Origin of the sequence: Streptomyces sp. NPDC015242 (assembly GCF_043079125.1) — a bacterium.
GTDB lineage: Bacteria > Actinomycetota > Actinomycetes > Streptomycetales > Streptomycetaceae > Streptomyces.
Window position 1 is genome coordinate 165,498 of sequence record NZ_JBIBUF010000011.1, and the last position, 20,655, is coordinate 186,152.

Below are 20,655 nucleotides of genomic sequence, written 5' to 3' on the forward strand. Positions count from 1 at the left end.
GGCTCCGGGCGTTCTCGAGAACCGACGACAAGGCACACACGTGAACATACGCAACCAGTGGCCGGTCCTGCCCATCGTGGCGGGGCTCGCCTCCGGACTGCTGACCGGCTGTGGCACGGAGAGCGGAGACTCCGCGGGGGACGGCTCCAACGTGGTGGTGGGGATGTCCGACGACGTCCTGGCCACCGACCCGGCCTCCGGCTACGACCCCGGATCCTGGCTGTTGTTCAACAACGTCTTCCAGTCGCTGCTCAGTTTCCCCAAGGGCGCCACGGAACCCCAGCCCGAGGCCGCCGAGAGCTGCGCCTTCACCGACCCGCAGACGACGGTGTACAAGTGCACGCTGAAGGACGGGCTGAAGTTCAGCAACGGTGACGAACTCACCTCCAAGGACGTGAAGTTCTCCTTCGACCGCATGCTGAAGATCAACGACCCCGACGGGCCCGCGATCATGTTCCCCACGCTGGACAAGGTCGAGACGCCGGACGAGAGGACGGTGGTCTTCCGGCTCAACACGGCCGACGCCACCTTCCCCAGCAAGATCGCCTCCGGCGCCGGGTCCATCGTCGACCATCGCGCGTACGACGCGGACGGGCTGCGCGAGGACGGCAAGGCCGTCGGCTCCGGCCCCTACCAGCTGGACTCGATCGACGAGAACCAGGCCGTCTTCTCCGTGAACGAGAACTACAAGGGCACCGCCAAGGTGAAGAACACCGGCGTGACGCTCCGGTTCTTCGACGGCGACCAGACCGCCCTGAAGCAGGCCATCCAGAACGAGGAGGTCGACATCGCCTACCGCGGCCTCACCGCGGGCGACGTCGCCGACATGGAGAAGGCCGACGACGGCACCGGCATCGAGGTCGTCGAGGGCAGCAGCGCCGAGGTCCAGCACCTGGTGTTCAACATGGACCACCCGGTCGCCGGAAAACTCGGCGTCCGCAAGGCCATCGCCCACCTGCTCGACCGCGAGGCCCTCATCCGGGACGTCTACCAGGGCACCGCGACGCCGCTGTACTCGATCATCCCGGCCGGTATCGCGGGCCACAACACCGCCTTCTTCGACACCTACGGCGCCCGGCCCTCCAAGGCCAAGGCGGCGGACGCGCTGCGCGAGGACGGCATCACCGGCAAGGTGAAGCTGACCCTCTGGTCGACCCCCTCCCGGTACGGCCCGGCCACCGACCAGGAGCTGACCGCCATCGCCGGCCAGCTCAACGCCAGCGGCCTGTTCGACGCCGACGTCAAGTCCGTTCCCTTCGGCCAGTACGAGAAGGACATCGCGGCCGGCAAGTACGGCGTCTACGTCAAGGGCTGGGTCCCGGACTACCCGGACGCCGACAACTTCACGGCCCCCTTCTTCGGCAAGGGCAACGTGCTGAACAACAACTACGAGAACGGCACCATCACCGGCTCGCTCATCCCGCGCACCGCCTCCCTCACCGACCGGGCGACCACGGACAAGGAGTTCGGCGAGCTGCAGGACATCGTCGCCGACGAACTGCCCGTCCTTCCGGTGTGGCAGGCCAAGCAGTACGCGGTCGTCCGCGACGGCGTCTACGGCCTGGAGTACTGCCTCGACGCGTCGACCGTGTTCCGCTTCTGGGAGCTGAGCAAGGACGCCTGACGCACGGTGTGAAGGAGGGCGCCCCCTGCTCGGCAGGGGGCGCCCTCCTTCGTGTGCGCTTGTGCGCGTGTGCCGTGGGGTCTACTGCGCTCCCGGGCGCACCAGTCCGCTCTCGTAGGCGTACACCGCCGCCTGCACGCGGTCGCGCAGGCCCAGCTTGGTGAGCACGTGGCCCACGTGCGTCTTGACGGTCGTCTCGCTGACGAACAGGTCCGCGGCGATCTCCGCGTTGGACAGCCCGCGCGCCACCAGCTTCAGCACCTCGACCTCGCGGTCGGTGAGCGTGTGCAGCGTGTCCGGCACCGGCTCGTCGCCCGACGGGAGGTGTGTGGCGTACTTGTCGAGCAGCCGGCGCGTGATGCTCGGCGCGAGCATCGCCTCGCCCGCGGCCACCACCCGGATCGCCTGCACCAGTTCGTTCGCCGGGGCGTCCTTGAGCAGGAAGCCGCTGGCTCCCGCGCGCAGGGCCTCCACCACGTACTCGTCGAGGTCGAAGGTGGTCAGCACCAGGACCTTCGCCGGGCCGTCACGTCCCGGGCCGGTGATCTGCCGGGTCGCCTCCACACCGTCCATCCGCGGCATGCGGATGTCCATCAGCACCACGTCGGGCTGCAGGGCCCGCACCTGGTCGAGCGCCTGGAGGCCGTCCCCGGCCTCGCCGACGACCGCGAGGTCCTGCTCGGCCTCCAGGATCATCCGGAAGCCCGTACGCAGCAGCGGCTGGTCGTCGACCAATAGGACGCGGATGGCCACGTGAGTCTCCTTCGGTAGTCCGGCCCCATTCTGCCCTGCGCGGGCCCGCCGGACTCAGCCGCCCTCACCGGCGGCGACCGCGTCCGCCCGCGGCACGAGCCCCGGGCCGCCGCCGTCGGCCGTCCGCAGCGGCAGCGGATAGGGCGGGGGAGTGCCGCCGAACTCCGGGCAGTGGGCCTGGTGGTCGCACCAGCCGCACAGCTTCGTGGGGCGCGGCCGCCAGTCACCGGTCTCGGTCGCCAGCCGGATCGCCTCCCACAGCGCCAGCAGCTTGCGCTCGACCCGCTCCAGGTCGGCGAGGACCGGGTCGTACGTCAGCACCTCGCCGCTGCCGAGGTAGACCAGCTGCAGCCGGCGCGGCACCACGTTCTTCAGCCGCCAGACGACCAGGGCGTAGAACTTCATCTGGAACAGGGCGCCCTCGGCGTACTCGGGGCGGGGGGCCTTGCCCGTCTTGTAGTCGACGATCCGGACCTCGCCGGTGGGAGCCACGTCGACCCGGTCGATGATGCCGCGCAGCCGCAGCCCCGAGTCCAGCTCGGTCTCGACGAACAGCTCCCGCTCGGCCGGCTCCAGCCGGCTGGGGTCCTCCAGGGTGAACCAGCGCTCGACGAGCCGCTCCGCCTCGCCCAGCCAGCGCGCCAGCCGCTCGCCCTCGGGATCGTCGGCGAACAGCTCACCGACCTCCGGCCGCGTCTCGCGCAGCCGGTCCCACTGGCCGGGGATCAGCGACTTCGCCCGCGGGGCCGTACGCTCCGCCGCCGGGGCGTCGAACAGGCGCTCCAGGACCGCGTGCACCAGAGTGCCCCGGGTGGCCGCCTCGCTGGGCTTCTCCGGGAGCCGGTCGATGACCCGGAAGCGGTAGAGCAGCGGGCACTGCATGAAGTCACTCGCCCGCGAGGGGGACAGCGAGGCGGGCGGTATGGCGGCGGGCCCCGTCACGAGGTCGCTCACGGCGGCCGTCTCCGCCGCCGCCTCCGCCACCGCCTGGACGGCCGTGTCCTCGGCCGCCGGGGCAGGCCCGCTGTCAGGCCGTACCACGCCCTCGCTGCTCGTCTCCATGCACCAGACCATACGGCCCACCACTGACAGTCATCCAAGCGCGTTCGTGGGGGAAGCCGGGAGGGGACGTCGATGTACGGGAAACACAGGGGTGCCGGGGCGGAACGCACCTCGGCGGACGCATACCATCGACTCGAGACCCTCCCGTCCGGCAGGCGCGGGAGACGCTTCGAACGAGGGGACACCGGTGGAGGAGAGCGGCGGGCGCGGGCAGCCGCGGTCCGGGAACGACGAGTCGGCCGAGCACCACGCCGGGCCCCCGGCCCGGCCCACCGGTCCGGCCTCCGCCGACGAACGCCCCACCGACGAACGCGCCACCGACGAACGCCCCACCGGGGAGCGCCGCTTGCCCTCCGGCCCCCGCACCTCCGCCCCCGCGACCGCCCCGGCCCCCGGACCGGCCGAGCCGGCGACCTCGCCGGAACCCGGCCCGGCTGCGGCGGACGCCCCGCAGGCGCCTTCGGCCCCCGGCCCGGCTGCGGCGGACGCCCCGAGGGCGGGCGCTCCGTCGCCCACCGGCGCCGCAGCCGGCGGCTCCTCGTCCGCGGCCGCGGACCGCTCACCCGCCGACGGCGTGTCCGGCGCGGAGCGCGACGGCAGCCGTGCTCCCGGCGGAAGCCGCACCTCCGACGGCGGCACGAAGCCCGACGGCGACGCCCACCCCGACCGCGCCCACGCCGGCGACCGCGGCACCGGCTCCGCGACCACCGTTCCCGAGGCCGACCCGCGCCAGGCGGATCCCGCGGCCAGCGGGCCGCAGCCGGAGCGCCGGGACGCCGCCCCCGCCACCGCACGACCCGGTCCGGATCCTCGTCACCAGGCCCCGGAGCCGACCCCGGCCAGCCACCGCCCGGAAGCCCCCGCTTCCGCCCCCGGGACCCCGGACCGCGCTCCCGAAACCCCGGCCGCGCCCCGCACCGCCCCTGCCCACGGCCCCCGCCACCTCGCACACTCCGCCGACCGCAAGGGCCCGGCCCCCCAGCGGCCGGAGCCGCGGGGCGGGCTGCTCATGGGGCGGCCCTTCGGGGTGCCCGTGTACGTCGCGCCCAGCTGGTTCCTGGTCGCCGCCCTGATCACCTGGGTGTTCGGCGGCCAGCTGGAGCGCGTGCTGCCGGACCTGGGTGCCGCCCGCTACCTGGTCTCGCTCTTCTTCGCGGTGGCCTTCTACGCCTCCGTGCTCGTGCACGAACTGGCCCACACGGTCGCCGCGCTCCGCTTCAAGCTCCCGGTCCGCCGCATCCAGCTGCAGTTCTTCGGCGGCGTCTCCGAGATCGAGAAGGAGGCCGAGACCCCCGGCCGCGAGTTCGTGCTCGCCTTCGTCGGACCGCTGCTCTCCCTCGTCCTGGCCGGCGTCTTCTACGCCGGTCTGCAGGCCGTGGAGCCCGGTACCGTCCCGGGCGTGCTGCTGGCCGGCCTGATGATCTCCAACCTGATCGTCGCCGCATTCAACCTGCTGCCCGGCCTGCCCCTCGACGGCGGCCGCATGCTCCGCGCGATCGTCTGGAAGCTCACCGGCAAGCCCATGAGCGGCACCATCGCCGCCGCGTGGGTCGGCCGGGCCCTGGCCGTCTCCGTGCTCGTCGGCCTGCCGCTGCTCACCCAGTCCGGCGCCCTCGGCTCCGACGCCGTGGACAACGTCGGCATGGACACCGTCCTGGACGCCCTGCTCGCCGCCATCCTCGCCGCGATCATCTGGACCGGCGCCGGCAACAGCCTGCGCATGGCACGGCTGCGCGAGCACCTCCCCGAGCTGCGCGCCCGCACGCTCACCCGCCGCGCGGTCCCCGTCGAGACCGACACCCCGCTCTCGGAGGCCCTGCGCCGCGCCAACGCCGCCGGGGCCCGCGCCCTGGTCGTCGTCGACGCCGACGGCCGGCCGCTCTCCCTGGTCCGCGAGGCCGCCATCGTCGGCGTACCGGAGCACCGCCGCCCCTGGGTCGCGGTCGGCGGTCTCGCCCAGGAGCTCACGGACGGCATGCGCGTCTCGGCGGAACTGGCGGGCGAGGAGCTCCTCGACGCCCTGCGCGCCACCCCCGCGACCGAGTACCTGGTGGTGGAGGAGACCGGCGAGATCTACGGCGTGCTGTCGGCGGCCGACGTGGAGCGCGCCTTCGTCAAGGCGATGGCCAGGCCCTCCTAGCGGCCGTCCGGGTGGTCGGCGGCCCTCTCCGGGGCCGGTAGGCTGGTCACATGTCCGAACCGACCGGTGCCGCCCGCAGGCGCGGGCCCTTCAAGGTCGGGGACCAGGTTCAGCTGACCGACCCCAAGGGCCGCCACTACACGTTCACGCTCGAGGCCGGGAAGAACTTCCACACCCACAAGGGTTCCTTCCCGCACGACGAACTGATCGGCGCTCCCGAGGGCAGCGTTGTCCGCACCACGGGGAACGTCGCCTACCTCGCGCTGCGCCCCCTGCTCCCCGACTACGTCCTGTCCATGCCCCGCGGGGCAGCCGTCGTGTATCCGAAGGACGCGGGGCAGATCCTCGCCTTCGCCGACATCTTCCCCGGCGCGCGCGTCGTCGAGGCCGGCGTCGGCTCGGGCTCGCTCAGCAGCTTCCTGCTGCGCGCCATCGGCGACCAGGGCATGCTGCACAGCTACGAGCGCCGCGCCGACTTCGCCGAGATCGCCCAGGCGAACGTCGAGCGCTACTTCGGCGGCCCGCACCCCGCCTGGCAGCTCACCGTCGGCGACCTCCAGGACAACCTGTCCGACACCGACGTCGACCGCGTCATCCTGGACATGCTCGCCCCCTGGGAGTGCCTGGAGGCCGTCTCCAAGGCGCTGGTCCCCGGCGGCATCCTCTGCTGCTACGTGGCGACCACCACGCAGCTCGCGCGGACCGTGGAGTCCATCCGGGAGATCGGCTGCTTCAACGAGCCGACCTCCTGGGAGACGATGATCCGCAACTGGCACATCGAGGGCCTGGCCGTCCGCCCGGACCACCGGATGATCGGCCACACCGGCTTCCTGCTCACCGCCCGCCGCCTCGCCGACGGCGTCGAGCCGCCCATGCGCCGCCGCCGCCCCGCCAAGGGCGCCTACGGCGAGGACTACGCGGGGCCCAACGCCGACGGCGGCACCGCCCGCTGAGACGGCCCGCCCGTCACGGCATCCAACGCACAGGCGCCGTGGCGCAGTTCCCGGACACCACCGGGAACTGCGCCACGGCGCTTCTCCGTTGCCGGCCGGGGTGAACCCGCGCGCGACGCCGTTGACCTGCCCCCTGGCACTCGGCCGCCGCCGACACCCGCGCCGGCAGCGGTCCGCGCGGGCACCGGCCCGCTGACACGGCGGCAGGAACCGTAACCCTTCTGACTTCCCCGGCGCGGCCGGCGCACACCCCGCCGTTCCCTCGCGGTGTGACGTGTGGCACCATCTTGGCCACCCCACCGGTACAGCCCTCAGGAGACACTCCTAGTGCAGCCTTCCGCCGTCCCGGAGCTCGCCCACACCCACACCCGCCCCATCCACTGGCTCGCCACCGCCACGGCGCTCGCCGGCGTGGTGGCCCTCTCCTCGGTCCTGCAACCCGGCGCGGCGACGGCCGCCCAGCCGGGCACCCCCGAGACCAGAACCGCTCCGGCGCCCCTGGCGGCACCCGACCCGGCCTCGGTGGAGTTCCCCCTGGAATGCGGTCCGGTCAAGGCCGTGGTGCAGAAGAAGGCGTCCGGAGACCTCGACGGCGACGGCAACCCGGAGACGGTGGCCGTGGTCCACTGCGACTCCCCGATGGGCACCCCGCCGGACGGCGTCTACGTCCTCACCCGGGGCGGCGCCGACGGCACACCGCGCGTGGTGGCCACCCTGCTCGACCCCGAGGACGGCACCACCGTCGGCGACTTCGCCGTACGCGCCGGCGCCGTGACGGCCACGCTCCTCGGCTACTCCTCCCCGGACGTGCCGCGTTGCTGCCCCGACGAGAAGAGCGACGTGAAATGGCGTTGGCAGGACGGGACGTTCGTCCGCTCCACGCCGGCCGGCGCCCGCAGCGTGTGAAGCCCGTGTGGCACCGGTGTGTGAGATATCAGACAGTAGTGACCGAACGTGCAGAACTGGTCACTGCGCGTCCGGACCGTAGACTTCGGCCCTGTCCGAAACTCGCCGTACGTGGATGCACTCGCCCGGACACTCCTTCGCCGAGTCGATCACATCCGTGAGAAGCGGCAGCGGAACGGGCGTTGTCGCGCCCTTGTCCTGGAGCAACTCGTCGTCGGCGCTCTTCACGTAGGCCAGACCGTCGATGTCCAGCTCGAACACCTCGGGCGCGTACTGGGCGCAGATGCCGTCGCCCGTACACAGGTCCTGGTCGATCCAGACCTCCAGCGCCTCGCCCTCGACCCCGGCCTCCTGCTGCACGCTCATGTCTCCTGCCGTTTCATGCGTCGAGCCGTACCGGGAATCCGGCCAGCTCTGACGGGTGTTGAACGCTTCGACCGTACCTGAGGCTGGGTTCCAATCATGTTCGCTGGGTATTCCCCTGGCGTGAGGGAGAGCGCAAGGGTGAAGATCGGACACACCCCGACCGTCTTTGTGATCTAGGGGTTTCAATCGACACCCGCCCAGGTAGGGTCTGGAAGCGTCCAGCTCCCCTTGGAGGAGGTGAGGACCGTGGCAGCCCACGACGACGACATGAACCGCGGCATCCGCCCGGGACGCGGGTCCGACGACCCGGCCGGGCAGATCGCCTACCTTGAGCAGGAGATCGCCGTCCTGCGACGCAAGCTCGCCGACTCTCCGCGACACACGAGGATTCTCGAAGAGCGGATCGTCGAGCTGCAGACCAATCTGGCCGGCGTGTCCGCGCAGAACGAGCGACTCGCGAACACGCTCCGTGAGGCACGGGACCAGATCGTCGCCCTCAAGGAGGAAGTCGACCGGCTCGCGCAGCCGCCGGCCGGCTTCGGAGTCTTCCTGACGGCGAACGAGGACGGCACCGCCGACATCTTCACCGGCGGCCGCAAGCTCAGGGTGAACGTCAGCCCCAGCGTCGAGCTCGAGGAGCTCCGGCGCGGCCAGGAAGTCATGCTCAACGAAGCGCTCAACGTGGTCGAGGCCATGGAGTTCGAGCGCGTCGGCGACATCGTCACCCTCAAGGAGATCCTCGAGGACGGCGAGCGGGCCCTGGTGCTCGGGCACACCGACGAGGAACGGGTGGTGCGGCTCGCCGAGCCGCTGCTGGACGTCACCATCCGCCCCGGCGACGCCCTGCTCCTGGAGCCCCGCTCCGGATACGTCTACGAGGTCGTCCCCAAGAGCGAGGTCGAGGAACTCGTCCTCGAAGAGGTCCCCGACATCGGCTACGAGCAGATCGGCGGTCTCGGCGGCCAGATCGAGGCCATCCGGGACGCCGTCGAGCTCCCCTATCTGTACCCGGACCTGTTCAAGGAGCACGAACTGCGGCCGCCCAAGGGTGTGCTGCTGTACGGACCCCCTGGATGCGGTAAGACCCTGATCGCCAAGGCCGTGGCCAACTCACTGGCCAAGAAGGTCGCCGAGGTGACCGGCCAGGCCGCCGGCAAGAGCTTCTTCCTCAACATCAAGGGCCCCGAGCTGCTCAACAAGTACGTCGGTGAGACGGAGCGGCAGATCCGCCTCGTCTTCCAGCGGGCCCGTGAGAAGGCCAGCGAGGGCACGCCCGTCATCGTCTTCTTCGACGAGATGGAGTCCCTCTTCCGCACCCGTGGCTCCGGTGTCAGCTCGGACGTGGAGAACACCATCGTCCCGCAGCTGCTCGCCGAGATCGACGGCGTGGAGGGCCTGCAGAACGTGGTCGTGATCGGCGCCTCCAACCGCGAGGACATGATCGACCCGGCCATCCTGCGTCCCGGCCGGCTGGACGTGAAGATCAAGATCGAGCGTCCGGACGCCGAGGCGGCCAAGGACATCTTCGGCAAGTACCTCACCGAGCGCCTCCCGCTGCACGCCGACGACCTCGGTGAGCACGGCGGCGACAAGGGTGCCACGGTCCAGAACATGATCCAGACGGCCGTCGAGCACATGTACGCCGAATCCGAGGAGAACCGCTTCCTGGAGGTCACCTACGCCAATGGTGACAAGGAAGTCCTGTACTTCAAGGACTTCAATTCCGGCGCCATGATCGAGAACATCGTGGGCCGGGCCAAGAAGATGGCGATCAAGGACTTCCTCGAGAAGAACCAGAAGGGCCTCCGCGTCTCCCACCTCCTCCAGGCCTGCGTGGACGAGTTCAAGGAGAACGAGGACCTGCCGAACACCACCAACCCCGACGACTGGGCCCGCATCTCCGGAAAGAAGGGCGAGCGGATCGTGTACATCCGTACGCTCATCACCGGAAAGCAGGGCGCGGACACCGGACGCTCCATCGACACGGTGGCGAACACCGGTCAGTACCTGTAAAAGGCAGGGCGGCTGCGGGTGCCCTCGGCGGGTACCCGCAGCCGACTGTTTTTCCGGCCACGGCTGGAGCAACGCAATGACGCAAATGATCTCCCCACCGGCGCAGAGGCGTTCTAGGCTCTTGCGTACCGCCGAGTCGCGCAGTGCGGGGACGGGCACCGCACACGCAACCGAGCGCCAGCGGTATCTGAGTGGCGCCCACGACCGAGGGTGCCGCCGGGCAAGGAGGGCCGCATGACCGTACGGCGAGTAATGGGCATCGAGACGGAGTACGGAATCTCCGTCCCCGGCCACCCCAACGCCAATGCCATGCTCACCTCGTCCCAGATCGTGAACGCCTACGCGGCGGCGATGCACCGGGCCCGCCGGGCCCGCTGGGACTTCGAGGAGGAGAACCCGCTGCGTGACGCGCGAGGCTTCGACCTCGCCCGCGAGGCCGCCGACTCCAGCCAGCTCACGGACGAGGACATCGGCCTGGCCAACGTGATCCTCACCAACGGTGCACGGCTCTACGTCGACCACGCGCACCCCGAGTACAGCGCTCCCGAGGTGACCAACCCCCGGGACGCCGTCCTCTGGGACAAGGCCGGCGAACGGATCATGGCCGAGGCCGCCGAGCGGGCCGCGCAGCTCCCCGGTGCCCAGCCGATCCACCTGTACAAGAACAACACCGACAACAAGGGCGCGTCCTACGGCACGCACGAGAACTACCTGATGAAGCGGGAGACGCCCTTCTCGGACATCGTGCGCCACCTGACACCGTTCTTCGTCTCCCGTCAGGTCTTCGCCGGAGCGGGCCGCGTCGGCATCGGCCAGGACGGCCACGAGCACGGCTTCCAGCTCAGCCAGCGGGCCGACTACTTCGAGGTCGAGGTCGGCCTGGAGACGACGCTCAAGCGCCCGATCATCAACACCCGCGACGAGCCGCACGCGGACGCCGAGAAGTACCGGCGCCTGCACGTGATCATCGGCGACGCGAACCTGTCGGAGATCTCGACGTATCTGAAGCTGGGCACGACCTCGCTGGTGCTGTCGATGATCGAGGACGGCTTCATCGCCGTCGACCTCGCCGTCGACCAGCCCGTGCGCACGCTCCACCAGGTCTCGCACGACCCGTCCCTGAAGCGCCTGGTCACCCTGCGCAGCGGCCGCACGCTCACGGCGGTCCAGCTGCAGATGGAGTACTACGAGCTGGCGCGCAAGTACGTGGAGGAGCGCTTCGGGGCCGACGCCGACGAGCAGACCAAGGACGTCCTGTCCCGCTGGGAGGACACCCTCACCCGTCTGGAGCACGATCCGATGAGCCTGGCCGGCGAGCTGGACTGGGTCGCCAAGCGGGAGCTCATGGAGGGCTACCGGCGCCGGGACAGCCTCGACTGGGACGCGGCCCGGCTCCACCTGGTCGACCTCCAGTACGCCGACGTACGGCCCGACAAGGGCCTGTACAACCGTCTGGTGGCCCGGGGGCGCATGAAGCGGCTGCTGACCGAGGAAGACGTGGAGCGGGCCCGTACGGCGCCGCCGGAGGACACCCGGGCGTACTTCCGCGGGCGCTGCCTGGAGCAGTACGCGGACGACGTCGCCGCGGCCTCCTGGGACTCGGTGATCTTCGATCTGCCGGGGCGGGACTCGCTGCAGCGTGTCCCAACCCTGGAACCGCTTCGCGGAACGCGTAATCACGTCAAGGAGCTCCTGGACCGTTGCCGCACCGCGGAAGACCTGGTCAGGGTGCTTTCAGGAGGATGAACGCGATCAGCGGGTACTCGGGTGGGGCCCGCCGGACAGGGTGGAAAATCCCTGGTCCGGGAATCATCGAGGTGGTCCCCGTACGTTGGAGCAACTGCGGGGCCATGGTCGGACCCGGCGAGTAGGGTCTGATCTTGACCGAGCAACTGTGTCGGGCGAACCGAGCGGGGTGAGGGATATGGCGACCAAGGACACCGGCGGCGGACAGCAGAAGGCCACCCGGTCCACCGAGGAGGTCGAGGAGCAGGCTGCGGAGACGCAGGCTTCCGAGGACCTCAAGGAGCGTCAGGAGAAGCTGAGCGACGACGTGGACTCGGTCCTCGACGAGATCGACGACGTCCTGGAGGAGAACGCCGAGGACTTCGTGCGGTCCTTCGTGCAAAAGGGCGGCCAGTAAGGCGCCTGTGCCTTCATTCCCCAGGTGAATGGGGTGCGCGGGTGACGGACGGGCGGAGCGCGGAGCGCTGCGCGCGGGGCAGGGCGTGACGCGCTGCTCCCGTGTGCGGCGCTCCGGGCGTCGACGGCGTCCGAAGGCCCCCGTGGATCCGCCGGCTGGGCACAGCGGGCAAGTGCGGCATCGCTCCGGCGGAGTTGGGGTCGCCGGGCATGTGGATCACCGCCGCAGGACGGGTAGGGTCCGTGGCATACCGTGCCCCCGGTCGCAACCGGACCGGGGTTGTTCCAAGGATCGGCCCGACGTCACAGGGCGGGCTGTCGCATACGTGGAAGGAATCGCGTGGAAGCCAACACTCGTAGCACCGGGCGTCTACCAGCTGCCTTCCTGACGCCAGGCTCCTCCTCCTTCATGGACTTCCTGTCCGAGCACCAGCCGGAGATGCTGCCGGGCAACCGGCAACTGCCGCCGACGCAGGGCGTGATCGAGGCGCCGCACGGCACGACGATCGTCGCCGTGACGTTCCCCGGCGGCGTCGTCCTCGCCGGTGACCGGCGGGCCACCATGGGCAACGTCATCGCGCAGCGGGACATCGAGAAGGTCTTCCCCGCCGACGAGTACTCGGCGGTGGGCATCGCCGGCACGGCGGGTCTGGCCGTGGAGATGGTGAAGCTCTTCCAGCTGGAGCTGGAGCACTTCGAGAAGGTCGAGGGCGCGCAGCTGTCCCTGGAGGGCAAGGCGAACCGGCTCTCGACGATGATCCGCTCGAACCTGGGCATGGCCATGCAGGGACTGGCCGTCGTCCCGCTGTTCGCCGGGTACGACGTGGACCGGGAGAAGGGCCGGATCTTCTCCTACGACGTCACGGGCGGTCGCTCCGAGGAGCACGGCTACGCGGCCACCGGTTCCGGCTCGATCTTCGCGCGCGGCGCGATGAAGAAGCTCTACCGGGACGATCTGAGCGAGGACGAGGCCACGACGCTCGTGGTCCAGGCGCTCTACGACGCGGCAGACGACGACTCGGCGACCGGCGGTCCCGACGTCGCCCGCCGGATCTATCCCATCGTCACCGTGATCACCGAGGACGGCTTCCGCCGGCTCTCCGAGGACGAGGCGTCGCAGATCGCGCGCTCCATCCTGGAGCGGCGGCTGGAGCAGCCGGACGGTCCGCGGGCCGCGCTGCTGTAGCGGCCGGCTGTCCTGACGAGGTGGTCCAGTGAATCGACGGAATCCTGAAGAGAGGGACGGATAACCGGTGTCGACGCCGTTCTATGTCTCACCCCAGCAGGCGATGGCCGACCGGGCGGAGTACGCCCGCAAGGGCATCGCCCGTGGCCGCAGCCTGGTCGTGCTGCAGTACGCCGACGGCATCGTGTTCGTCGGTGAGAACCCGTCCCGCGCGCTGCACAAGTTCAGCGAGATCTACGACCGGATCGGCTTCGCGGCCGCCGGCAAGTACAACGAGTACGAGAACCTGCGGATCGGCGGCGTGCGCTACGCCGACCTGCGCGGTTACACCTACGACCGGGGCGATGTGACGGCCCGGGGCCTGGCGAACGTGTACGCGCAGACGCTGGGCACGATCTTCTCCAGCGCGGCCGAGAAGCCGTACGAGGTGGAGCTGGTGGTCGCCGAGGTCGGGGAGACGCCCGACGGCGACCAGATCTACCGGCTGCCGCACGACGGGTCCATCGTCGACGAGCACGGCTCGGTCGCGGTCGGCGGCAACGCGGAGCAGATCAGCAGCTACCTGGACCAGCGCCACCGGGACGGCATGACGCTGGCGGAGGCGCTGAAGCTGGCGGTGCAGTCGCTGTCGCGCGACACCAACGGCAGCGAGCGGGAGATCCCCGCGGAGCGGCTCGAGGTGGCGGTGCTGGACCGGACGCGTCCCCAGAAGCGCAAGTTCAAGCGGATCAGCGGGCGCCAGCTGTCGCGGTTGCTGGAGGAGGCGGCCGGGGCGGGTGGTTCGGACACGGCGTCGAAGGACGCCGAGTAGTCGTACCCGGCAGTCGCGCACGGCGTCGACGCCCCGGTCACGTTGTGGCCGGGGCGCGGTCGTGTGGGGGTGCGCGTGCCTGCGCGTGGCGCCGGGTGTGGGTCGGGGCCGCGCCGGGGGGTGTCCGTCCTCGGAACGGCGCGATCGACTTGCGTGCCGACTGACTGTGCGTTGACGCGCCAACCGCTGCGGGCGGACACCCCCCGGCACGGCCCCTTCCGTGCGTCGGCGGCCGCGGGAGTGTGGGGGCTCGCCCAACGGGGCGGAGGCCGGCCTGCCTGCGCCCCGCTGGGCACCGCTATCGTGGCGGCGCCGTGGAGGCCCGTTCCACCAGCCGTACCGGGATGTCCCCGCTCTCGGGCTCATGGCCCTCCAGGACCGCCAGCAGGGCCCGCATGCCCCGTTCCCCGAACAGCTCCGCGTCCAGGCGGACCGTCGTCAGCTCCGGGTCGATCGCCGTGGCCAGGGCCAGGTCGTCCAGGCCGGTGACCGACAGGTCGTCCGGGACGCGCAGGCCGAGGCGGCGGGCGGCCTTGTAGACGCCCGCGGCCAGGAGGTCGTCGTCGCAGACCACGGCCGTGGGGCGCGGTCCGGGAGCCGACAGAGCGGCCTCCGCCGCCGGCACCGCGCCCGCGATGGAGATGGGGGAGCGGGCCGTGGAGACCGAGGTGCCTGGCACTCCGGCCAGGCGGGAGGCCAGTTCCCGGGCCCGCACCTCGAAGGTCCAGGACGGTACGTCCGCCGCCAGGTGGAGAAAGCGGCGGTGTCCCAGGGAGAGCAGGTGCTCGGCGACCTGGCGGACGCCGTCGGCGATGTCCAGGTTGACCGTCGCCGCGCCGAGGCTGCCCGCCGGGTCGCTGTCCAGCATGACCAGGGGGAGCGCCTCGCCGCGGATCGCGGTCAGGGCGTCCGCGGCCATGGAGGAGGCGAGGACGCCGTCGAGGGCCGCCTGTGCGGAGGCGAACGGGTCGCGGGCGGGGCCGATGCCCTCCGGGGAGGGGTAGAGGACCACGCCGAAGCCGTGCTCGGCGGCGACCCGGGCCGCGCCTGTATAGACGCCCGCGAAGAACTCGGTGGTGAGGGCCGGGACGACCAGCAGGACCGTGCGGGTGCGGCCCAGGCGCAGATTGCGGGCGGCCAGGTTCGGGCGGTAGCCGAGGTCCCGGGCGGCCTCGCGGACGCGTTCGGCCGTCGCCTGGGAGACCCGGCCGCGCCACTTGTCGCCGAGGACCAGGGAGACGGCCGCCTGGGAGACGCCGGCGACCTGGGCGACGTCCCGGCTCGTGGGGCGGGTGCTGCCTCGTGCCACCGTCGGGCCGCTCCTTCGTCTGGACTCGTGAACAGCGGACATGGTACGTATGGAAGCCGACGTTATACGTAAAACCTAGGGCGGGGACATGGCCACGGGATACCTGGAGATCCTTCGGGCGCGACACGCCGCCCGGCTGCTGGTCGGCACGCTGGTCGGCCGGCTGCCCAACGCCACGGCCGCCATCGCGATCGTGCTGTTCGTCCGGGCCGAGGGCGGCACGTACAGCCTGGCCGGCGCCCTGGCCGCCGTGTACGGCGTCGCCAACGCCGCCGGGCAGCCCGTGCTGGGCCGGCTCGTGGACCTGCGCGGGCAGCCGCGGGTGCAGCTGCCCGCCGCCGTGCTGTCGGCGCTGGCGATGGCCGCCTTCGCCTTCTCCGGCATCGGGTCGCTCCCGCTCGCGTATCTCGCCGTGGCGGCCGCCGGGCTCTTCACGCCACCCCTGGAGGGCGGGCTGCGGGCGCTGTGGCCGTCCGTGCTGCGCCGCGAGGACCAGGTGCACACGGCGTACGCCATGGACGCCGTCGCCCAGGAGGTGATGTTCACCGTCGGGCCGCTGCTGGTGACGCTGTGCGTGTCCCTGTGGTCGGCGCAGGCCGCCCTGCTCGTGCTGAACGTCGTGGGCGTGCTGGGAGCGCTGTCCGTCGTCGTCTCGGCGCCGTCGCGGGCCTGGCGCTCGGCGCCGCGCGAGGCCCACTGGCTCGGCGCGCTGCGCTCCGCCGGGCTGCTGGCCCTGCTCGCGGCGTTCCTGTTCATCGGGATGGCGCTGGGCTCCATCACGGTCGCCTCGGTGCCGTACGCCGACGCGCACGGCGGCGACGCGGTGTACGGCTGGATGATGGCGGCCCTGGGGTTCGGGGCGCTGGTCGGCGGTGCCGCGTACGGGGCCCGGCAGTGGGCAGGTGAGCCCGCGCGGCGACTGCAGGTGCTGGTGGCGCTTCTGGTGGTGTGTTACCTGCCGCTGACGCTGATGCCGGACACGGTGCCGATGGTGGCGCTCACCGCGCTCGCCGGGGTCTTCCTCGCACCCGCCATCGCCTGCGCGTTCGTCCTGGTCGACCGGCACGCCCCGCGCGGCACGGTCACCGAGGCGTTCTCCTGGCTGGTGACCACGTTCACCGTGGGCCACTCGGTCGGCACGGGCGTCGCCGGGCCCGTCGTCCAGGCGGGGGGAGCCCAGTGGGGCTTCGCCGTGCCGGCCGTCGCGGGGGGCGTGTCCCTGCTGGTTTTGGCCGCCACAGGACGGGTAGTCGCAGCTCCCGGCCAGGGAGCGGTCGTTGCGGCCGGTTCGGAAAATGATCCGAACCGTGCCGTCGAACCCCGTTTCAGTTCAGGGGATCGGGCGTAATGTTCCCTCATGGACCGCCGCATTTTCGGGCTGGAGAACGAGTACGGCGTCACGTGCACGTTCAGGGGACAGCGCCGCCTGTCTCCTGACGAGGTGGCGCGGTACCTCTTCCGCCGTGTCGTGTCATGGGGCCGCAGCAGCAATGTCTTTCTGCGAAACGGCGCCCGCCTCTATCTCGACGTGGGATCGCATCCGGAATACGCCACACCCGAATGTGACAACGTGATCGAACTGGTCACCCACGACAAAGCCGGCGAGCGCATTCTCGAAGGACTCCTGGTGGACGCCGAACGACGCCTGCACGAGGAGGGAATCGCGGGCGACGTCTACCTCTTCAAGAACAACACCGACTCGGCGGGCAACTCCTACGGCTGCCACGAGAACTATCTCGTGGCGCGGCACGGGGAGTTCTCGCGTCTCGCGGACATTCTGATCCCGTTCCTGGTCACACGGCAGTTGCTGTGCGGCGCCGGCAAGGTGCTGCAGACGCCGCGCGGAGCCGTGTACTGCGTCAGCCAGCGGGCCGAGCACATCTGGGAGGGCGTCTCGTCGGCGACGACGCGCTCCCGGCCCATCATCAACACCCGCGACGAGCCGCACGCGGACGCCGAGCGCTACCGGCGCCTGCACGTCATCGTGGGCGACTCGAACATGTCCGAGACCACCAACCTGCTCAAGGTGGGCGCCACCGACCTCGTGCTGCGCATGATCGAGGCCGGCACCGTGATGCGGGACCTGACCCTGGAGAACCCCATCCGGGCCATCCGCGAGGTCAGCCACGACATCACCGGCCGCCGCAAGGTCCGCCTGGCCAGCGGGCGCGAGGCCTCCGCCCTCGAGGTGCAGCGCGAGTACTACGAGAAGGCCGTGGACTTCTGCGAGCGCCGCGGCATCCGCACGGGCACGGTCGAGCGGGTCCTGGAGCTGTGGGGCCGCACGCTGGACGCGATCGAGAGCGAGGACCTCGACCGCATCGGCACCGAGATCGACTGGGTCATGAAGTACAAGCTCATCGAGCGGTACCGGGCCAAGCACAACATGACGATGTCGCATCCGCGCGTCGCGCAGATAGACCTCGCCTACCACGACATCCACCGCCGTCGTGGCCTGTACTACCTGCTCGAGAAGAAGGGGCAGGCGGCCCGCGTCTGCAACGACCTGAAGATCTTCGAGGGCAAGTCCGTCCCGCCGCAGACCACTCGGGCACGGCTGCGCGGCGACTTCATCCGGCGCGCCCAGGAGCAGCGCCGCGACTTCACGGTCGACTGGGTGCACCTGAAGCTCAACGACCAGGCACAGCGCACCGTGTTGTGCAAGGACCCGTTCCGGTCGGTGGACGACCGCGTGGAGAAGCTGATCGCCGGAATGTGAGCCGGCACACCGGCGGGGCAAACCGCCGGAACGCCACACGGGCGCCGTACGTTACCAGTGCGGCGCCCTGCTCACGCCGTAGAGTTGCGCGCACTCCATCCACGAGATCGACCGATTACGAGGCCCCCACAGTGCGCCGACGCTCACTTCTTCTCACCGTGCCCGCAGGTCTGGCCACGCTCGCCGCGTGCGGCGACGACAAGTCCGACTCGAGCAAGGCCAGCGACAGCCCGTCGCCCTCGGCGTCCGGCCCGTCCGCCGCGCCGTCGCCGAAGATCGTCGAAGGCCCGCTGCCCGCGGTCACGGCCGGTACCAAGTTCGACGAGAAGCCCACGGTCGCGAAGGGCAGCGGCGAGCCCTCGAAGGACCTCGCGGTGAAGACCCTCATCGCGGGCGGCGGCAAGACCGTCGCGGAGAACGACTTCGTCGTGGCGAACTATCTGGGCCAGATCTGGAACTCCGCCAAGGTCTTCGACAACTCCTACGACCGCAAGGCGCGCCTGGCCATCCAGCTCACCCAGGGCCAGATCATCGACGGCTGGCGGTACGCGCTGGCCGGCAAGAAGGCGGGCAGCCGCGTCGAGATGGCCGTCCCGCCCACCTGGGGCTACGGCACGCAGGGCAACGCCCAGGCGGGCATCAAGGGCACCGACACGCTGGTCTTCGTCGTCGACATCCAGGACGCGTTCAACGCCACCAGCTCCGCCAAGGGCAAGGAGGTCCCGCAGCAGAAGGCGGACCTGCCCAAGGTCGGCACCAACACCGACGGCAAGGCCCCCTCCATCGAGGTGCCCAAGACGGCCGCCCCCAAGAAGCTCGTCGCGGAGTACGTCCTGGAGGGCGACGGCGAGGTGGTCGCCGCCGAGAACAGCGTGCTGGTGCAGTACAAGGGCGTGTTGTGGGACGGCGGCAAGGAGTTCGACTCCTCCTACGCCAACAAGCAACTGGTGTCGTTCTCGCTGCAGCAGGTCGTCAAGGGCTGGGCGCAGGGCCTGACCGGCAAGAAGGTCGGCAGCCGGGTCCTCATCGTCATCCCGCCGGAGCTGGGCTACGGCGACAACCCGCCGCAGGGCAGCGGCATCAAGAAGGACTCCACGCTCGTCTTCTCGGTGGACATCCTCGCGAAGCTGTGAGGCGCGCGGGATGTAAGACTGTGCGTGTTCGCCTTTTCGCAGACAAGCAGGAGCCAAAGACGTGAGCATCGACAAGCCCGAGATCGACTTCCCGGGCGGCGAGCCCCCGGCGGACCTCGAGATCAAGGACATCTGGGAGGGCGACGGTCCGGTCGCGCAGGCCGGCCAGACCGTCACCGTGCACTACGTCGGTGTCGCCTTCAGCACGGGCGAGGAGTTCGACGCCAGCTGGAACCGCGGCACCCCGTTCCGCTTCCCGCTGGGTGGCGGCCGGGTCATCAAGGGCTGGGACCAGGGCGTGCAGGGCATGAAGGTCGGCGGCCGCCGCCAGCTGACCATCCCCGCGCACCTCGCCTACGGCAACCAGAGCCCGACCCCGGCGATCAAGCCCGGTGAGACGCTGATCTTCGTGGTCGACCTGCTCGGGGTCTGATCACGGTCCGACAGACTCGATCACCTGGGGCCCATGCCTGTCCGGCATGGGCCCTCGGCTTTTGCCGTGCCACCCTGTGGCGGTACGGTCATCGCTCGTAAGCACCATAGGGAGGCGAAGCGCGTCGATGGCCATTGCCAAGGCCGAGCGGCTGATGAACCTGGCACTGTGTCTGCTCGGGACACGGCGGCCGCTCAGCAAGCGCGAGCTGCGCGACTCCATCGAGGCCTACGTCGAGGCCTTCGGGCCGGGCAACGGCCCGGGCGGCAGCGACGACTCCTTCAACCGCATGTTCGAGCGCGACAAGGACGACCTGCGCGAACTCGGGCTGGTCATCGAGACCGTCGAGAGTCTCGACGGCGAGATCGGCTACATGGCCCGCCGCGACAGCAACCGCCTGCCGCCCATCACCCTGGACGCCGAGGAGGCCGCCGCGCTGGGCCTGGCCGCCAAGGTGTGGCAGCAGGCCCGGCTCGCCGGCGCGGCCAGCGGCGCGCTGCAGAAGCTGCGGGCGGCCGGGCTCCCGGAGGACGTCGACCCGTACGGGTCGCACGGCGCGCTGGAGCCCCGGATCCCGGTGCACGAGGCGGCGTTCGAGCCGCTGATGCTGGCCTGCCGGGACCGCCGGCCGGTGGTCTTCGACTACCGCAAGGCCACCGCGGCCCACCCCGAGCAGCGGCACGTGGAACCGTGGGCGCTGGAGTGCTGGCGTGGCCACTGGTACCTGGCGGGCTGGGACCGCGACCGGGGTGCCGAGCGGGTCTTCAGGCTGTCCCGTATCACCGGCAAGGTGCGCTCACGCGGCGGCCGCTACACCGCCGACGTGCCGGACGTCGTCACGGTCCGGGAGACCGTCGCGAGCTGGGCGGGGGAGATCGCCGACCGCTCGGCCCGGATCCGGCTGCGGTCCGGTGCGGGGTACCCCCTTCGGGCGAAGGCCACCTCCGTCCGGGAACTCGGCGACGGCTGGGACGAGTTGGAGATTCCGTACGGCCACGGTCTGGACGCCTGGCTGGTGGAGTTCGGGCCGGACGTGGTCGTCCTGGAGCCCGCCGAGCTGCGGGCCGACGTGGTGGACCGGCTGCGGGCCGTGGCCAAGGGCTGA

At 70.9% G+C, this 20,655-nt stretch carries 18 protein-coding genes; 14 read left to right on the forward strand and 4 right to left on the reverse strand.

Going from position 1 to position 20,655, the window contains the following annotated elements; genetic code table 11:
• The first annotated feature begins 40 nt into the window (after positions 1-40).
• Positions 41-1,624 carry an ABC transporter substrate-binding protein gene (locus ACF07N_RS32195; protein WP_392119835.1) on the forward strand — a complete coding sequence of 528 codons (1,584 nt, stop codon included), beginning with the start codon at positions 41-43 and terminating at the stop codon, positions 1,622-1,624.
• Between the two features lie 81 nt (positions 1,625-1,705).
• Here the strand turns inward: ACF07N_RS32195 and ACF07N_RS32200 are convergent, their stop codons facing one another.
• Together ACF07N_RS32200 and ACF07N_RS32205 are read right to left on the reverse strand one after the other, a co-directional pair.
• Positions 1,706-2,377: a response regulator transcription factor gene (locus tag ACF07N_RS32200; RefSeq protein ID WP_030606450.1), complete on the reverse strand. Its 672-nt coding sequence runs from the start codon at positions 2,375-2,377 to the stop codon at positions 1,706-1,708.
• A 54-nt stretch (positions 2,378-2,431) separates the two neighbouring features.
• On the reverse strand, positions 2,432-3,439 hold the full coding sequence (locus tag ACF07N_RS32205; protein ID WP_392119838.1) for a RecB family exonuclease: 1,008 nt from the start codon (positions 3,437-3,439) through the stop codon (positions 2,432-2,434).
• A gap of 187 nt (positions 3,440-3,626) precedes the next feature.
• Between ACF07N_RS32205 and ACF07N_RS32210 the strand changes: the two genes are divergently transcribed.
• The 3 genes from ACF07N_RS32210 to ACF07N_RS32220 all read left to right on the forward strand — a co-directional run bounded on the left by ACF07N_RS32210 (position 3,627) and on the right by ACF07N_RS32220 (position 7,438).
• Positions 3,627-5,579, forward strand: a complete 1,953-nt coding sequence (locus ACF07N_RS32210; RefSeq protein WP_392119841.1) for a site-2 protease family protein — start codon at positions 3,627-3,629, stop codon at positions 5,577-5,579.
• Positions 5,580-5,629: 50 nt separating this feature from the next.
• Positions 5,630-6,532: a tRNA (adenine-N1)-methyltransferase gene (locus ACF07N_RS32215; protein WP_031114607.1), complete on the forward strand. Its 903-nt coding sequence runs from the start codon at positions 5,630-5,632 to the stop codon at positions 6,530-6,532.
• A 327-nt stretch (positions 6,533-6,859) separates the two neighbouring features.
• The gene (locus ACF07N_RS32220; RefSeq protein WP_392119843.1) at positions 6,860-7,438 is read left to right on the forward strand and encodes a hypothetical protein; all 579 of its coding nucleotides are present in this window, start codon (positions 6,860-6,862) and stop codon (positions 7,436-7,438) included.
• Between the two features lie 60 nt (positions 7,439-7,498).
• On the opposite strand, the gene ACF07N_RS32225 is transcribed toward ACF07N_RS32220, so the two are convergent.
• Positions 7,499-7,804, reverse strand: a complete 306-nt coding sequence (locus ACF07N_RS32225; protein WP_351365538.1) for a ferredoxin — start codon at positions 7,802-7,804, stop codon at positions 7,499-7,501.
• Between the two features lie 246 nt (positions 7,805-8,050).
• Here ACF07N_RS32225 and arc point away from each other — a divergent pair, with 246 nt between their 5' ends.
• The 5 genes from arc (at position 8,051) to prcA (ending at position 13,956) form a co-directional block, all read left to right on the forward strand.
• Positions 8,051-9,817, forward strand: a complete 1,767-nt coding sequence (gene arc, locus ACF07N_RS32230) for a proteasome ATPase (RefSeq protein ID WP_114251065.1) — start codon at positions 8,051-8,053, stop codon at positions 9,815-9,817.
• 234 nt (positions 9,818-10,051) lie between these two features.
• Positions 10,052-11,563 (forward strand): depupylase/deamidase Dop, encoded by a 1,512-nt coding sequence (gene dop / locus ACF07N_RS32235; RefSeq protein ID WP_392119847.1) that lies wholly within the window; start codon positions 10,052-10,054, stop codon positions 11,561-11,563.
• A gap of 178 nt (positions 11,564-11,741) precedes the next feature.
• On the forward strand, positions 11,742-11,960 hold the full coding sequence (locus ACF07N_RS32240; protein WP_019757212.1) for a ubiquitin-like protein Pup: 219 nt from the start codon (positions 11,742-11,744) through the stop codon (positions 11,958-11,960).
• A 339-nt stretch (positions 11,961-12,299) separates the two neighbouring features.
• A complete protein-coding gene (gene prcB / locus ACF07N_RS32245; protein ID WP_365090761.1) occupies positions 12,300-13,145 on the forward strand; it encodes a proteasome subunit beta in 846 nt (281 codons plus the stop codon).
• A gap of 67 nt (positions 13,146-13,212) precedes the next feature.
• The gene (gene prcA / locus ACF07N_RS32250) at positions 13,213-13,956 is read left to right on the forward strand and encodes a proteasome subunit alpha (RefSeq protein ID WP_392119852.1); all 744 of its coding nucleotides are present in this window, start codon (positions 13,213-13,215) and stop codon (positions 13,954-13,956) included.
• A gap of 298 nt (positions 13,957-14,254) precedes the next feature.
• Here the strand turns inward: prcA and ACF07N_RS32255 are convergent, their stop codons facing one another.
• On the reverse strand, positions 14,255-15,265 hold the full coding sequence (locus tag ACF07N_RS32255) for a LacI family DNA-binding transcriptional regulator (protein ID WP_392119855.1): 1,011 nt from the start codon (positions 15,263-15,265) through the stop codon (positions 14,255-14,257).
• A gap of 88 nt (positions 15,266-15,353) precedes the next feature.
• Here ACF07N_RS32255 and ACF07N_RS32260 point away from each other — a divergent pair, with 88 nt between their 5' ends.
• From ACF07N_RS32260 to ACF07N_RS32280, 5 genes are all read left to right on the forward strand, one after another.
• Positions 15,354-16,613 carry an MFS transporter gene (locus ACF07N_RS32260; RefSeq protein WP_392119858.1) on the forward strand — a complete coding sequence of 420 codons (1,260 nt, stop codon included), beginning with the start codon at positions 15,354-15,356 and terminating at the stop codon, positions 16,611-16,613.
• Between the two features lie 9 nt (positions 16,614-16,622).
• Positions 16,623-17,984, forward strand: coding sequence for a Pup--protein ligase (gene pafA, locus ACF07N_RS32265; RefSeq protein ID WP_383334127.1), 1,362 nt, complete (start codon positions 16,623-16,625; stop codon positions 17,982-17,984).
• Positions 17,985-18,115: 131 nt separating this feature from the next.
• A complete protein-coding gene (locus ACF07N_RS32270; RefSeq protein WP_383347181.1) occupies positions 18,116-19,117 on the forward strand; it encodes an FKBP-type peptidyl-prolyl cis-trans isomerase in 1,002 nt (333 codons plus the stop codon).
• A gap of 61 nt (positions 19,118-19,178) precedes the next feature.
• On the forward strand, positions 19,179-19,550 hold the full coding sequence (locus ACF07N_RS32275; RefSeq protein ID WP_019754140.1) for an FKBP-type peptidyl-prolyl cis-trans isomerase: 372 nt from the start codon (positions 19,179-19,181) through the stop codon (positions 19,548-19,550).
• 127 nt (positions 19,551-19,677) lie between these two features.
• The gene (locus tag ACF07N_RS32280; RefSeq protein WP_383334122.1) at positions 19,678-20,655 is read left to right on the forward strand and encodes a helix-turn-helix transcriptional regulator; all 978 of its coding nucleotides are present in this window, start codon (positions 19,678-19,680) and stop codon (positions 20,653-20,655) included.